The organism is Bifidobacterium sp. ESL0784, from assembly GCF_029433295.1.
In the GTDB taxonomy this organism is placed as follows: domain Bacteria; phylum Actinomycetota; class Actinomycetes; order Actinomycetales; family Bifidobacteriaceae; genus Bifidobacterium.
The window spans coordinates 223,717-238,589 of sequence record NZ_JAQTHV010000004.1 but is presented as its reverse complement, the minus strand read 5'-3'; the positions used below and the strand labels follow the sequence as shown (position 1 = coordinate 238,589).

General features: G+C 58.3%; 11 protein-coding genes. 5 read left to right on the top strand and 6 right to left on the bottom strand.

What is annotated here, in order from left to right:
* The first annotated feature begins 19 nt into the window (after positions 1-19).
* Positions 20-457 carry a metallopeptidase family protein gene (locus tag PT279_RS07570; RefSeq protein WP_277166811.1) on the top strand — a complete coding sequence of 146 codons (438 nt, stop codon included), beginning with the start codon at positions 20-22 and terminating at the stop codon, positions 455-457.
* Positions 458-605: 148 nt separating this feature from the next.
* Here PT279_RS07570 and PT279_RS07565 read toward each other — a convergent pair whose 3' ends face one another.
* On the bottom strand, positions 606-2,294 hold the full coding sequence (locus PT279_RS07565; protein ID WP_277166810.1) for a DUF5719 family protein: 1,689 nt from the start codon (positions 2,292-2,294) through the stop codon (positions 606-608).
* A gap of 17 nt (positions 2,295-2,311) precedes the next feature.
* Positions 2,312-5,455: a glycosyltransferase family 2 protein gene (locus PT279_RS07560; protein WP_277166809.1), complete on the bottom strand. Its 3,144-nt coding sequence runs from the start codon at positions 5,453-5,455 to the stop codon at positions 2,312-2,314.
* Between the two features lie 233 nt (positions 5,456-5,688).
* Between PT279_RS07560 and PT279_RS07555 the strand changes: the two genes are divergently transcribed.
* From PT279_RS07555 to PT279_RS07545, 3 genes are all read left to right on the top strand, one after another.
* Entirely contained in the window at positions 5,689-7,071 is a 1,383-nt protein-coding gene (locus PT279_RS07555; RefSeq protein WP_277166808.1) for an LCP family protein, read from the top strand.
* A gap of 70 nt (positions 7,072-7,141) precedes the next feature.
* Complete coding sequence (locus PT279_RS07550; protein WP_277166807.1) at positions 7,142-8,464, top strand: LCP family protein; 1,323 nt, start codon at positions 7,142-7,144, stop codon at positions 8,462-8,464.
* Between the two features lie 211 nt (positions 8,465-8,675).
* On the top strand, positions 8,676-8,954 hold the full coding sequence (locus PT279_RS07545; protein WP_277144447.1) for a WhiB family transcriptional regulator: 279 nt from the start codon (positions 8,676-8,678) through the stop codon (positions 8,952-8,954).
* Between the two features lie 177 nt (positions 8,955-9,131).
* Here the strand turns inward: PT279_RS07545 and PT279_RS07540 are convergent, their stop codons facing one another.
* Positions 9,132-10,631 carry a PAS domain-containing sensor histidine kinase gene (locus PT279_RS07540; protein WP_277166806.1) on the bottom strand — a complete coding sequence of 500 codons (1,500 nt, stop codon included), beginning with the start codon at positions 10,629-10,631 and terminating at the stop codon, positions 9,132-9,134.
* A 336-nt stretch (positions 10,632-10,967) separates the two neighbouring features.
* On the opposite strand from PT279_RS07540, the gene PT279_RS07535 reads away from it, so the two are divergent.
* Entirely contained in the window at positions 10,968-11,816 is an 849-nt protein-coding gene (locus PT279_RS07535) for a hemolysin III family protein (RefSeq protein ID WP_277167056.1), read from the top strand.
* 176 nt (positions 11,817-11,992) lie between these two features.
* On the opposite strand, the gene greA is transcribed toward PT279_RS07535, so the two are convergent.
* The 3 genes from greA to PT279_RS07520 all read right to left on the bottom strand — a co-directional run bounded on the left by greA (position 11,993) and on the right by PT279_RS07520 (position 14,617).
* Positions 11,993-12,475, bottom strand: a complete 483-nt coding sequence (gene greA / locus PT279_RS07530) for a transcription elongation factor GreA (RefSeq protein WP_277166805.1) — start codon at positions 12,473-12,475, stop codon at positions 11,993-11,995.
* Between the two features lie 123 nt (positions 12,476-12,598).
* The gene (locus PT279_RS07525; RefSeq protein ID WP_277166804.1) at positions 12,599-13,006 is read right to left on the bottom strand and encodes an FKBP-type peptidyl-prolyl cis-trans isomerase; all 408 of its coding nucleotides are present in this window, start codon (positions 13,004-13,006) and stop codon (positions 12,599-12,601) included.
* Positions 13,007-13,153: 147 nt separating this feature from the next.
* Positions 13,154-14,617, bottom strand: a complete 1,464-nt coding sequence (locus PT279_RS07520) for an L-serine ammonia-lyase (RefSeq protein ID WP_277166803.1) — start codon at positions 14,615-14,617, stop codon at positions 13,154-13,156.
* Positions 14,618-14,873 lie beyond the last annotated feature (256 nt).

Sequence of the window (14,873 nt, the reverse complement as noted above, 5' to 3'; positions counted from 1 at the left end):
CGCACCATAGAATGAAATCATGTTGCTACCACCTTGGCAGACCCACATCTATCGAAACCGCCACGGACGCGGCGCGAGAACCCCGATGTTCGGTGTACGTCTGCCTCGTTACCGTACCCGAAGCGGTATGTTCGACGATATGGTCTCCTCCCAGATCCGGCGGCTTCTGGCGGCATGGCCCGAGCTCGTTCGGCCGGTGCAGTTCGCGGTCGAAGACGTGCCGCCTTCCACCCCTGCGCCCTGGGAGCCCAAACGCAACCCGACCTCGCAGAGTTTCGCAGCCAACCACGGCATCCCCGCGCGCGTCGTGCTTTACCGTATGCCGATGCAGATGCACCATCCCGACAAAACGCAGCTCGAATGGGCCATCCGCGACGCGCTGGTCGCAAGGCTTGCCGACCTCTATGGCCGGCGGCCCGAGGAAATCGACCCCGACTGGACCGGTACCGAGCTATAACGCATCGGCCGAAAAATGCTCGTCCCGGCTTCACCATGGTCGCGCACGTTGCCGGACGGCATGGCATTTCATAAAATCCCCATTGCCGTCATCTTGCCGTCATCACAAAGCGATAACCGCGTAATGGACGGATCAGATTGCCTTCAGTTCAGCGCACAATCCCGGCATTGCCGTTGACCCAAACCTTCATATTGCGCGGTTCAAGTCCTGAAGAGCCAAGATAGGCCACCGAGGCAAGCTTGGCTTCCACAACATCCGGCTGGGTCAGCCTCATCCCCATCGAGACGTTCCTGCCGTTCTTCAACGTGAACATCACAGCGTTGTCGTCCACATCCTTGGCCGCGATACTCGTCCCGGCGTTGGCCGGAAGGGTGACCTGTTTGTCTCCGACAGACTTGCCGGAAGCATCATTTCCCCGCAAAGTTGCCTTGGTCGCACTATCGCTGGTATTGAGCAACATAACCGTTGCCTCAGTATGGTCAGGAGCCACAAGAGCCGATTGCGAGAATGCCTGCGAAGGCGTCACATAGGCGAAATCGGTGCCGGAATCGGCGTTTTGTGTCACTTTCGCCGTCACATTGACAGGACTCGTCGCACTCGCTTGGAGCCCGGAAACGCCGTCGGGCGCCTTGCCCAGATCAATCGGCACGACCTTGCCGGCTTCAAGATGTTGCGTCTTGACCGCTGACGCCCCGTTGCCGTCAACCCACGAAAGGCTCAAATCGGTATCATGCTCCGCTCTGGCGAAAACACAGACCTGGTCATCACTGGTGACCCCGGGCAGATAAGACTTCTTCGCGGCGGGGCTCAAAGGCTGCGCATAATCGGAGCCCTTGGCGTTCAGACCGTCGAGCTCGACGCTGCGCACAACCGCGGCGATGGGCGTCTCCTTGCTCTTGACCTTCACGAAAAGAGCCTCATTGCCGGGCGCCGCGGCGGATAATTCCACGCTCGCCTCGCCGTTGGCACCGATATTGACGACGTTGCCGGTGGAAAGCTGAAGAGGGGTGCCGTGCTTGGTGCTCCAGATCTGAACCTGCAACGAGGTGGCCTTGGAAGAAAAATTGGCCACGGACAATTGCTGCGTGGCTCCGGTGGTGGTGGGCCCCAAGAGGAAATCCTGCTCGAGCGCGGGAGCCACGCAGGTGGAGGCGGCCAGACCTTTCAGATCGCCTTCGCTCGCCCATGAAGCCACGGATGCGGCGGCACCGGTACCGGATTTCGCCGACAACAGGCGCGTCTCGAATGCCTGTGAACCCTGATCGGCTGAACCGGAATACGTTTTGACCATGGCACTGTCAACGGTGTCGCTACCGGTGAGCGTCTTGTTGTCCGCTTCGCTGCCGTTGGTCACCGCACCCACACTCGCTTCATACACCGAGCCGAAAGCCGAGTAACGCGCCGACGAGGCCACATTGCCTTCCGAGGCCTGGAAAGCGCTGTCGCCGTATTTCCCGTTGTCGGAAAGCGCCATGCGGGATGGGCAGTAATAGGTCAGATCGGTCTGGTCGACCTGTTGCGCCCCGGTGGCATTGCCGGCTTTGGGGGAATCGACAAGCCAGCCGGGCAGCGGCACCAGCACTACGGCCACAATCAAAGCGACCAATACCACGACGGTAATCACAGCCAATACGACCCGTGAAGCCGACCGTGAGCGAGATGCCCCCGGGTTTACCGAGCCTTGTTGCCTAGACCTCTGGGCCTCATTGGCATCCAACGCACCGCCGGCATAACCGGAACCGCCAGGAACCGTCGGAGGGGCCGGTGGTGCGGGAGCAGTATGCCGAACCTGTTCAACGGCTGAACGATGCTCGTTTCGATCCATATCATTGTTCATTGGATTCTCCGTGCCCTTCATGCCTGATCCCAACCGTATCTACGTGTTCTCGGTATTGCCACCAGGACATAAACCACCATCACCAGGCCCAAACACCATAGCCAGGTCTTGCGCCAGACACTGTGCTGGGCCTTGTTCTGCCCTTTCATTGACACACCTTGTTTATTTTCATCAACTTTCGTCAACCTGTAATAGGTGCCGTTCGCCGCGTTCACCACCGATTGCGCCCCGTCGCTGGAGTTGATGTTGCTGATCAGACGCAGCGTGGCGTCCTTGTCGGCTGCTGATTTGTCGCCGGAGACATAAATCCCGCCAAATCCCAGCTTGGTTAGTGTTTCGATGGCATCGTCATTGCCGTTGGAAAGCAGTTCGCTGCTGGCCTTTGCAATCAGGTCGACCGACAGGTCGCTGGCGCCGGAGGCCACGCTGGCCCTCCATCCCGGGGAGACGTCGACGAGGTCGCCACGCCGGGAGCGCATCACGGAGAAATCGATATGGTTGTCGGAGACGGCCTGAAGGGCCAGAATGCGATGGCTTTCCTTGTTCTGCAGATAATCCACAGCCACCATAGGCAATCCGGCATTGCTTGACTTCACTTCGTTGGCCCGCGACATCATGCCGAATGCTCCTGCCAGGCAGGTGCACAACGCCAGTACCGCAACAAGCAGCGCACGACCGAATTTGACGGCCACGACCTTGACCTTGCCTTTACCGCTGTTGGATTCAGGATTCTGTTTTTCCTGATCGCTTTGCGAAATCCTCAGGGGAACGAAACGCTTGACGGCACCGCCGGAAACGATGCATGCGCAGGAAAGCAATGCCAGAAGCGTCAGCACGACACCCGGAAGCACCGATGCTGCAAAGGCGTCACCACCTTCGAACGACACGCAGATACGTGCGGCGACCATGGCAAGAATGAGGCCGGTGATGGCCACGAACCACATCATTCTCGAGGCGCGCAGGGCGAACGGCAGCAGCAATGCGACCAAGGCCACCACCACGATGAGGCAGAGCGCAGCCAAAACCGCCACGGTCCCCAAACCGTGCTGGCTGAAGAGCTGCGATCGGACGTCTCCTCCGAGGGGAAGTGCAAAGGCACGGGAGATGACTTCTCCGAAGGAAAGCGACGCCGGCGCAGAACCGGGCAGAGGCTGGATGACATCGGCGAAAAGCTGTCTCCATGCCCCGACGCTTGCGTAATGGACACTGTTGACCAGCGTGGGCAGCAACAGGGCCAAACCGGGCACAGGGATAAGCAGCAGCATCAGCCGGTGGGAGCGGACGACCACGATGAAAAAGACAAGGCAGACAACCAGCGGGAATATCAGCTGCGGCTCGCAGGCCACCGTGACCGCAAAACACAACGCCGCACAGCCCGCAGCCTGCACGGAGGCGTGCGAATGTACCAGATCTTCGGTGCCATACATGCCCACGGCCCTGAATGTGAAGGCAAAGGCGGCCGGCAGGAACACCATGGTCATCAGCAAAGGAACATCGGCATTGCCAAACGCTCCCAAGGCCAGGGCCAAGGCCACCCACAGCAGACCGACGACCACGCGCACCCAGTCGGAACGCGTAAAGACGCCCGCCAATGCCCAGAAGGCCAACGCCATGGCCGGGGCCGCGAGGAAGAACATCAGCGAAATGGCAATGACCGGGTGACCGATCGTGATGACCGAAGCCACGAGCCAGACCATCAGCCAAGGCGCAGGAGGCGCCGGCACACCGATACCGATTCCAAACGCCCATGGCGTGCTCGCCGCCGAAAGCAATGTCGAGAAGCTCGCCCCGCTGGCAAGCAGGGACGGCGAATACAGGCTGGCACCACCCCAGACCTGTCGGAATACTCCCCATTCAAACGCGACTATCGCCACAAAGGCCACAACCGCCATGAGGGCGGCACCGCCGAAACGCCTCACGGCACGCATACGCAGATGGCTTTTGGCCAACGGGCTCAGTAGCTCGGTATGCTGCTGGCTGTCGAAGGCACGGCTGCGCTTGTGCCATTCCTCAATCTGTTTGCGGTCCGCCGAAAGCAATTCCAAAGCCGTTGAACTGGCCCCGTGACGCAGGTTCTGCTGACGCTGCGCGCGAATCATCTGCGGCAACTGGCCAAGCACACGCCATGGCAGGCACAATATGTACCACGCCCGCCAGGGGCTTTTGGCCAGCAATGCACCTATGGCATGCCATAGGGCGCGGAAAAGATTGAACACCCACAGCAGCGGCCAGAACAGGGTGCGGATATCGGTGTAGTAGTATTTTTGCGCGGCATCGAGGACGGCCGACGTTGCATCCGCCGGGTTTTCCTCGTCAATGGGCCCGCCGGCACGGTTGCGGATACCTTCGAACCTTGCGCGACGATGGGCGATATGGGCTTGCGGCACCACGATGACGCGACCGCCGCCCTCGCAGATACGACGTGAGAAATCGGCGCCCTCGGCGAAGGTCGTGAACCACGGATTGATTTCCCCGGTGTCCTTTTTGGTTTGCAAAGGCAGTAAAGCGCCGGCCAAGGAGACCGCGAACACATCGGCACGGCCATCATATTGCTCCTGGTCGGGTTCGCCGTCGACCACGAGACTTTCCAAACGATGTTTGCCGGCATAGCTGCCGACGTTATGAAGCTTGGTGGCACTCCAATCAAGCTGCTTGGCACCGATCAGCGAGACCGTCGGCGTATTGTGCCAAGCCTCCACCAAAGCCTCCAGGCAATCATCACCCACAGGCCTGGAATCGTCATGCAAAAGCCAAAGCGCACGGACGGAAGCCGGGAGGCTGGCATAGCGGAACGCCTTGGAAATGGCATCGGAAAAGGAACGTGCGCCGGCGGAACGCACCAACTGGACATCGACACGTTCGGGAGGCTCGGGAACAAGCTGCCGGGCCGCACCATGGCCGAGTTGCGGCAAGGCCGAAACGGTGAAGCCGGTGCGCATCGGCTGCGCCGTACCGCCGGTGCAATCGGCGATGACAATGGTGCGTGGCAGCACCTTCTGGCTCATCAAGGCCCGTAACGTTGTGGGGAAAAACCGCACATCATGTTCGACAGTGACAATCGCAGCGACGCTTCGATCGACGCTTTGCCCGCTTATTCTGGGCCTGGAACCGATGACCTCGGCCACAATTCGCTGTATATCGACACTGCCGTTGGAACTCATGCTCACCAGTGTAGACGAAGGCCTCGCTAGTGCGCCGAGGGAAATCGACACCGAAGAATTCGCGGCAATATCCAGCCTTATGTATAATAATTATCCATGCCCTATGCGGCTTTTACATCAGATTTTCAGGAAAAATTCAACCTCTAGGCATACAATGCCCTCTAGGAATAGTGAATGGTAGTCCCGTAGCGGCCTTTGAGCTTTGGCTGGGCGGGTAAACAGAAAGGCAAGATATGGCTTCACACCGTATCAAAGACCTCAAGATACCCAACCTCGGTGGATGGCACTCCCCCAAGCCCATGCACGGTACCGCCTATATCGTCCGTCACCGGCTTCGCAGCGCCATCGTTATGACCGTGGTGGCCGTTTTCGTATTCGTCTCCACCGCAGTAGGCGTCGCCGCATTCACATTGGCCATCGCGCCCACACCGATCAAACCCATCATCCAGCCAGACGGCAAAGAAGAAAAACTCGTCGACCCGAATGCGGGCAAACCCATTGAATTCCTCGTTTTGGGACAGGACACCCGTGATGGCGGAGACAATGCCTCCCTCGGCGGGACCCACGATGACGGCGAGCACAACGCCGACACCTCCATGGTGGTGCAGATCAGCGCAGACCGTTCCTATATCAATCTGGTCTCCATTCCCCGCGACTCCTTGGTCAACGCTCCGAGCTGCCAGACCACCAAGGGCGTGGTCCCTGCACGCCACAACGTGATGTTCAATTCCATCTTCGCCACCGGCTGGAACGTGGGCGGCGACCTCGCCAGCGCCGCGAGCTGCACCATGAACGCAGTCAATTCCTTGACCGGCCTCAAGCTCGAGCATTTCATCGTCGTCGATTTCCAAGGGCTTCAAGGCATGATCAACGCCATCGGCGGCGTCAACGTGTGCCTGCCGACCGACACGAAGGATGATTACACCGGACTTGACCTGAAACAAGGCCTCCAACATCTTAACGGCACGCAGGCCACGGAATACGCCCGCATGCGCCACGGAACCGGCACTGACGGCAGCGACATCATGCGTGCGGCCCGCCAGCAGTACCTGGTCAAGGAAATACTCACCGAGGCCTTGTCGAAGAACCTCTTGACCAACAGCGCACAGCTGTATCGCCTGGCAAACGAAGCTTTGAAATCCCTGAGCATTTCCAGCGGCCTTTCCAACGCCACCACACTGGCTGGGCTTGCATTGAGCCTGCACAGCCTCAAACCCGACCACGTCTATGCACGCACCATCCCGGTCGTCCCGGCACCCACCGACCCGAACAACCGTGTGGTCTGGGCCAGCGATGCCGATGACACCTGGAGCACGTTACGCGAATACAAGCCGCTGACCCAACAGGACATGCCCACACAAAGCACATCTGGCCAGAGCCAGGGCAACAGAAACCAAAGCCAGAACTCCAACGGCACACAGCAACAACAACAAGGCACGCCCGATCCCGCCACCGGCCTTATCACGACCTCCGACGGCAGACTCATCGACCCCATCACCGGGGGAACCGTCGACAGGAAGAACGGCATGATCCGCGACCCGAACACCGGCCAGTACATGGGTGTGGCCAATCAGTACCTCAACGCGACCGTATGTGCGGTTCCTGCGCAGAAGTAGGGCAATCTTCCACTCTCTACACCTTCCCGCGAGTAAAAGTAGTAACTGCTTTTAGCTTTCGGGAGGGTATATGGTCAAGCAGTCAGATGGATACGACGCTCAAGGTACCCCACCCAGCTTCATACCGGCAGGGGCGCGAAAGCGTCCGGATACCGGTCGCATGCCCGTCCCAAACGAATCACAGATTCCACCGGCCTTTTCACCGGTCAAACCGCGTAAAAGAGCGGCCAGCCGTCAGCCGATCCAAGAACCGGCTGCACCAATTGCGGCCCAGGCTCGTGCACCACGTCAAAGTACGGGTTCCTCACGTGTCACTTCATCACCGCGTTCATCCACTTCCCGCAATTCCTCACACGCATATGGCGGCGCTGTGATGCCGCCGCAACGTCCGAACCGTGCGCAGCCATCGGGGTTTGGCAACGAGGCTGCCAAACCCCACAAAAAACGCCACTGGTTGCTCACCATCCTTCTAGCCATCATCCTGGTCATCGTTCTGGTGCTCTTCGGCTGCTGGAACTGGGCCAATTCACAGCTTGACAAGACCGATTGGCTCACCGACAAGGCCGATACCAACGGCACGTCCTGGCTGGTGCTCGGCTCCGACGAACGCGACGATTCGGGCGTCGGCGGCAGCGCCGACGACACTCCCGGCTTCCGAACCGACACCATGCTGGTGTTGACCAAGCCCTCGCACGGCAATTCCTCGCTCATCTCGATCCCTCGCGATTCGCTGGTCAAGGTCAACGGGAACAGCATGAAAATCAACGCCGTGGCTGAGACACAGAGCAAGAAAACACTCACCGGAGAGGTCGAGGACATCACCGGCCAGAAAATCGACCATGTCGCCGAAATCAAGTTCAACGGGCTGACCCGTGTGGTCGATGCCTTGGGCGGTGTCAACCTTTGCTACGACAGGACGGTCAACGACAATCTCTCCGGACTCAACTGGCAGGCCGGTTGCCACACCGTAGACGGGACCACAGCACTGGCTTTCTCCCGTATGCGTTATTCCGACCCGAAGGGCGATTTCGGCCGTGCGGAACGGCAGCGTCAGGTCATTGGCGCCATCATGAGCAAGGCCTCGTCGGGCGACACCGTGAAGAGCCCGGCGAAGGCCCAAAAGGTCGTCAAAGCCGCCCTCTCCTCCATCGAGGTCGACAAGAAGACCAACCCGCTGACGCTCTTGTCGATGGCCATGGCATTCAAAGCCGCCACAGGCAAGCAAGGCGTCTCCGGCTCGGTCTACTGGACCGACCCCAATCACTATGTGCGCGGCGTCGGCTCCACCGTCCTGCTGGACGACACCAAGAACCTGGAGCTCTTCGAACAGCTTTCGTCCGGCTCGCACGCCCCTGGAACGGTGGGCACGCTGGCCGGCACGATATCCCAATGATCGCAGACTCGGGTCGGCAGGATTTCGACAACGCCGCAACGACAAATTCGTGATACGTACTTTGTCAGATTTGTCGAAAATGGCCACGTTCATGGCAAAGAAAAATAATTTAAGCTATTTTTCTGGCAAAATCCCTTGAAAAATTGTGATTTTCGTGATTATCTAAGTAGTGGAATGCAGTCGAGGACAACTAGGAAGGTCGTTTGCTTCTATGAGTAATGCTTTTGATTGGCGGGCCAAGGCGGCATGCCGCGACAAGGACCCTGAACTTTTCTTCCCCGTCGGCAATACCGGCGCCGCCTATCAGCAGATCGAGGAGGCCAAGGCCATCTGCCGCACCTGCAAGGTCATTGATGCGTGCCTCAAGTGCGCGCTCGACACCAACCAGGACTATGGCGTCTGGGGAGGCTTGAGCGAGGATGAGCGTCGCGCCCTGAAGCGCCGCGCCATGCGTGCCCGCCGTAGCCAGAACATGCAGATGCAGGTCTGAACTCGCTTGATCGTGCGCATCGCTGGTACGCGTAATCATTGATAAGTTTCTTTTTTAAAAAGTTCCCTTCCGGATTATCACAACCGGAAGGGAACTTTTATATGCAAAATCGCGGTGTGTAGCGGATTCCACCGAATATCAGGAAATCAAACACACCGAATGCCGCGGGCGCACACGCTACTCCAGCTCGTCGCTTTCCTGCGCCGCACGCAGGTTGATGTCAAGAGTGACCCGTGTGCCGCCACCGTGGCGTTCGTCCCAGCGCACGGTGCCGTTGAAGTCGTTGGTGACGAACGTGTTGATGATCTGCGTGCCGAGACCCGAGCCGGAGGAACGGGCCATGCCGTTGTCTTCCTCCGCGGCCAGGCCGGAGCCGTCATCTTCTACGACAACGTTCAGGTGGTTGCCGCTACGACCTACGGAGATGGTGATGTTGCCTTCCTTGCGGCCTTCAAAACCGTGCTCCACGGCATTGGTGATGAGCTCGGTCAGTACCAAGGAAAGCGGGGTGGCGTCCTGTGCCGGCATCATGCCGAATTTGCCGATGTAGCGGATGTGGATGTTCTGATCGTCCATCGTGGCTAGGTCGACGCTCATCTTCAGAAGATTGGAGATCACGGCGTCATAGTCGACGATCTCGTTGACTGTCTGACTCAGGCCCTCGTGGACGGTGGCGATGGTCTGGATACGCCGTTGCGCCTCCTTGAGTTCAGTCTTCACCTCCTGCGATTTCGTCTTTCGCGCCTGCAGGCGGAGCAATGCAGACACTGTCTGGAGATTGTTCTTTACCCTGTGGTGGATTTCGGAGATTGTGGCGTCCTTCGTTTGCAGTTCCTGTTCACGGCGGCGCAGTTCGGTGACATCGCGGCACAGCACGATGGCGCCGGCACGTCCTGTTTCGTTATAAAGCGGCAGCGAATGCATCGACACCATGGAGTTGTTGGCATCGAGCTCACAGTCGGCGGCCGCTTTGCCGCTCAGGACCAGCGGCAGGGTCTCAGGGACCGGATCGTTGGAGTGGAGCAGTTGCGTTCCTATTTCGCTCAGGTAGTGTCCTTCCATTTGGGTGATGGCGCCAAGCCTTCGGAAACAGCTGATGGCGTTGGGAGCGGCATACTTGACGATGCCTGTGGGACCGAGGATGATAAAACCATCCGAGACCCTGGCATTGTGCTGCTGACTCATCAGCGCATCGTGATAGGGGAATTGGCCACGGGGAATCATCTCGAAAAGCATCTTGCCGGCGTTGATGCTCTCGGATTCGTAGCGGCCGTTGGATTCGCGGGTCGACATATTCGTCTCCCGCACCACCACGCCTAGTGTTTTGTTGCCGCAGCGCACCGGCGCATAGACGTTGCACACGCTTGATTTGCCGACCTGGTGCAACGTCGTGGTATGCAGAACGCCATTGGCGTTCATCGCGGTGTCAATCTCATCGACGAGATTTTCAGGGACCTCATCGCCGACGGCGTCGTCGCTGCGCATCGTCATCACGGTGGATGGACGGCACTGTTCGGCGACGATGTATTTGCCATCGTCACGACGAAGCACCAGAAGCAGGTCCGCGAAACTCAAGTCGGCGATAACCTGCCAGTCCGCCACCAACAAATGAAGCCACTCACGATCGCCGGCGTCGAAATCGGACTGCGCGGCGAGAATCTCATCAAAATCAGCCATGTTTCAATGATACTATGAGACGGTTTCACGAGTGTTGCCCGTCCCAAGAAAATATGTCATCAACATAGGTTACGATGACGTAAGTTACGTTGGCGTAAGCAAGCATCGTTTTGTAGCGCTTTTTGCGACGTCTCGAACCGATGAAAGGGCATTTGAGACTCTGGAGGGACCATGTCCAAGAAGTCCGTCAATAACTGGGCAGACGGCACCATAGCCATCAATCTGCATCATGATGCCAAAACGAAAAGTGGCACAGCGGACGGCATCAACAAAATGCAACAGGATGCAGCCACCCGTGCCTCAACACCAACGACGGCAGATCCTCATGCCATCAAGATGAACGTCACCAAAGCGCAACAACAGGCCATGGAAGCGAAAGCCGAAGCCATTCGCACCCAGGCGCACAGCAAAGCCGACACCATTCACCGCAAAGCAGAAGAGCGCGCGGCATATGTCGTCGCTCGCGGTGAGGTCAAGGCCGCCGAAGCACTCGGCATCACTCCCCCGCCCATGCCCGGACGCAAGGTCCGCCTCGATGTGCACGGCCGCCCGAAACCGCTGCTGCGCGGGTGGATTCATGCGGTTGCCGCACCATTTGCGTTGGCGGCAGGCATCGTGCTCATCTGCCTGGCCAAGGGCACGGGGCTGAAATGGGCGTGCGCGGTCTTCATGGTCTGCTCGCTGATCCTGTTCACCAATTCAGCCGCCTATCACCTTGGCGACTGGTCGGCCAAGACCACGGACATCCTGCGCCGCATCGACCATATGAACATCTTCCTTTTGATCGCGGGCACCTATACGCCAGTCTCGTTCGCACTGACGCCCAACTGGCGCAACGGGGTGATCGGCGGCATGTGGGCCTGCACGCTGGTAGCGCTGCTGATTCATGTCATCTGGATCAACGCCCCGCGTTGGCTGTACACCGCGGTCTATATCGTCTTCGGCGTCTCCGGAGTGGCTTTCCTCGACCTCTTCTGGTTCTCACCATACGCCGGCCCCGCCGTCGTGGTGCTGCTGGCGGCCGGCGGCGCCTGCTATATTGCCGGCGCCATCGTCTACGCACTGCGCAAGCCCGACCCGTGGCCGCGTGTCTTCGGCTTCCACGAGATCTTCCACCTGGGCACGGTGGCGGGTTACGCCTGCCATATGGTGGCTATCTACATGGTCATAGTCAATCTGTGGTGATCCCGGAACTTCCGAACAGACGTTTTATATACAAGGTTGACACGCTGGCAAAATCCTCCAATAACGTTTACCGTCACAGGCTTTGCCGGATTAAATATGAAAAGGTTCGAATCCGCTTTTTCACGGATTCGAACCTTTTCATATTTGTCATATAATTATAAAGCGGCCAGGCAGCCTTACTTCATCGGCTTGGCGTCCTTGATCTTCACCTTGATCTCGCGGCCGTTCGGGGCCTTGTACGAGACTTCGTCGCCCTTCTTGGCGCCCATGATGGCCGCGCCAATCGGCGATTCGGGGCTGATGACGTCATAGTCGGTGGCCACGGCGATGTCGCGCGAACCGAGCACGTAGTTCATTTCCTTGCCGGCGAGCTCCAAGGTGACCAACGATCCGTTGCCGACCTTGCCGGCCGGCGGCGCCTTCAGAATCTTGGTGTTGCGCAGTTTGACAATGAGCTCATTGATGCGGCCCTCGTTCTTGCCCTGCTCTTCACGGGCGGCCTGATAGCCGCCGTTTTCGGAAAGGTCGCCTTCAGCACGGGCAGTGGCGATACGCTGGGTGATCTCGTCGCGATAGTCGCCCTGACGGTAGGCCAGTTCCTTCTGAAGCTTGTCATAGGCCTCCTGCGTGAGCAGAATGGTCTTTTCTTCCTCTGCCATGATTCTTCCTTGCTTTGTTATCGGTTTGTTTTCGGTCCAGGTCCGGTTTCTGACAGATACCGGACCGTTCAAATAAATAAGACCGGCACGCTGGCCGGTCATCGTATTCGATTCCGTTGGGCTTCAGCGCGTGGAGATGATGTCGACGACAAACACGAGCGTGTCGTCACCGCCTATGCCGGCCTGGGGCATGCCCTGCCTGCCATAGCCATACTCCGGGGGAATCGAGACCACCAGTCGCGAGCCGACATTGTGTCCGACAACCGTGCGGTCCCAGCCTTTGATGACCTGGCCGACGCCGATGCCGAAGCTTGCAGGCTGATGGCGATCGAAACTCGAATCGAACGGTTCGTCCTTGCCCCAGACAACCCCGTGATAATTCACGGTGACATTGTCGCCGGAACGGACCATCGGGCCATTGCCCTCGACCAGTTCGACGGCCTTGAGACCATCCGGCGCTGGAGTGTCGGGAAACTCGATAACCGGCTTCGCGCCGAATTCGGCATTCACTTCAGGCATATTAGTAGCCATACGTAGGCCTCCTTGTAGTTTACGATGTCATTAGGTTAGCACTGACGCACCCCGATGTTCGGCAATGTTCCGAAAGCGCACAAAACCTACCAGAGAAAGTCGTCATTATTGTCAGGCAAAAGAAAAACCGGACCGGCTGGCCGGCTGTCAGCATTCCACAACATTGACGGCAAGGCCGCCCTCGGAGGTCTCCTTGTATTTGGACATCATGTCGGAACCGGTGTCTTTCATCGTCTTGATGACCTGATCGAGGCTGACCATGTGCTGTCCGTTGCCCAACAGGGCCATGCGCACCGCGTTGATGGCGGTGTTGGCGGCCATGGCGTTACGTTCGATGCAGGGGATTTGGACAAGGCCGGACACCGGGTCGCAGGTGAGGCCCAGGTGGTGTTCCATGGCGACTTCGGCGGCGTTCTCGACCTGGCTCGGAGTGCCCTGCATGACCTCGCAGAGCCCTGCCGCCGCCATCGAAGCCGCCGAACCCACCTCGCCCTGGCAGCCGACCTCTGCCCCAGAAATCGAGGCGTTACGTTTGAAAAGATAACCGACAGCCCCGGCAGCCAGAAGGAAACGGATGACGCCTTCCTCGTCCGCGGAACCGGCGAAATGCCAATAATATTCGAGCACCGCCGGGATGATTCCAGCCGAGCCGTTGGTCGGCGCGGTGACGATGCGGCCTCCCCCAGCGTTCTCCTCGTTGACTGCGAGCGCGAAAAGATCGACCCAGGTGCATTCCGAGGATTCCAGCAGGGCGGCCGGCCGGCGCACATTATGGGACAGGATATCGAAATTGCCGGAAAGCTCGCGATAGATCTTCGGAGCGCGCCGCGGCACCTCGAGCCCTCCGGGCAATACCTTCTGCGTCGACATGCAACCGTTTTTGACACAGTCGTCCATATGGCGCCAGACATTGAGCAGCGCCTCCCTGATTTCCTTGGGCGTTCGGGTGGCCGTCTCGTTGGCCCAGACGATTTCGGAGATGCTTTTGCCTTCGCGCTTGCATATCTCGAGCAGTTCGCCAGCGCTAGCGAAAGGATACGGGGCTTCAGGCGGAAAATCGTTGCTGCTGTCGACGCTCGCCTCTTCGGCGAATGTCGTGCCTTTGGGTGCCTTCTCATGGATGCCGATCATCAGATCGTCAGCATGGCCCTTGCGCACGAACCCGCCACCGATCGAGTACCAGACCTGTTCGTCTATTTTCCCGGCCTTGTCGTCGAAAGCCTCGAAACGCATGCCGTTGGGATGCGCGGCGAGCATCTTCCATTTTTCGAAGATGACGTCCTTGTCGTAATCGAACCTGATATTGTGTTTGCCGCCGAGATTGAGCCTTCCTGTGTTTTCACACTCTTCTCTGATGCCGGCCAGATGCTCCGTGTCGACCGTGGCCGGCACATCACCCTCAAGCCCGGCCATCGTGGCTCTGTCGGTGCCGTGGCCAAGACCCGTCATCGACAATGAGCCGTAGAGCGTGGTCTTTACCCTGGAAACATGGCCCAGCATGCCACGTTCATCAAGTGAGGCGACAAAATTCGAAGCCGCCACCATCGGGCCGACCGTATGCGACGAGCTTGGGCCCACGCCGATCTTAAACATATCGAGAATAGTGAACATGGACAATATTCTAACGTGCCACTGTGTGCAACACGTTTCTTTGTGTGCGAACCCATAAAATATCAGCTGACAAGAAATTAACGACTCTCTTGCAATAATACGACGGCACAAGAGAAGAAAATAAACGTGTGAAAATATCAATATCAAATAAGCAAAATCATCAATAAAAGAAAACCTTGTTTGACAGCGTCATATACAAATGTGGCCCGTCAGCACTTTTGTACCAATGGACCACATCGATTCATCAAAAAAACAA

Excerpts from the sequence above, each read along its gene's own strand:
- PT279_RS07550 (WP_277166807.1), top strand. The coding sequence starts at position 7,142 with ATGGTCAAGCAGTCAGATGGATACGACGCTCAAGGTACCCCACCCAGC.
- PT279_RS07535 (WP_277167056.1), top strand. The coding sequence starts at position 10,968 with ATGAACGTCACCAAAGCGCAACAACAGGCCATGGAAGCGAAAGCCGAA.
- PT279_RS07565 (WP_277166810.1), bottom strand. The coding sequence starts at position 2,294 with ATGAACAATGATATGGATCGAAACGAGCATCGTTCAGCCGTTGAACAG.
- PT279_RS07540 (WP_277166806.1), bottom strand. The coding sequence starts at position 10,631 with ATGGCTGATTTTGATGAGATTCTCGCCGCGCAGTCCGATTTCGACGCC.
- PT279_RS07570 (WP_277166811.1), top strand. The coding sequence starts at position 20 with ATGTTGCTACCACCTTGGCAGACCCACATCTATCGAAACCGCCACGGA.
- PT279_RS07520 (WP_277166803.1), bottom strand. The coding sequence starts at position 14,617 with ATGTTCACTATTCTCGATATGTTTAAGATCGGCGTGGGCCCAAGCTCG.
- PT279_RS07545 (WP_277144447.1), top strand. The coding sequence starts at position 8,676 with ATGAGTAATGCTTTTGATTGGCGGGCCAAGGCGGCATGCCGCGACAAG.
- PT279_RS07555 (WP_277166808.1), top strand. The coding sequence starts at position 5,689 with ATGGCTTCACACCGTATCAAAGACCTCAAGATACCCAACCTCGGTGGA.
- PT279_RS07525 (WP_277166804.1), bottom strand. The coding sequence starts at position 13,006 with ATGGCTACTAATATGCCTGAAGTGAATGCCGAATTCGGCGCGAAGCCG.
- PT279_RS07560 (WP_277166809.1), bottom strand. The coding sequence starts at position 5,455 with ATGAGTTCCAACGGCAGTGTCGATATACAGCGAATTGTGGCCGAGGTC.
- greA (WP_277166805.1), bottom strand. The coding sequence starts at position 12,475 with ATGGCAGAGGAAGAAAAGACCATTCTGCTCACGCAGGAGGCCTATGAC.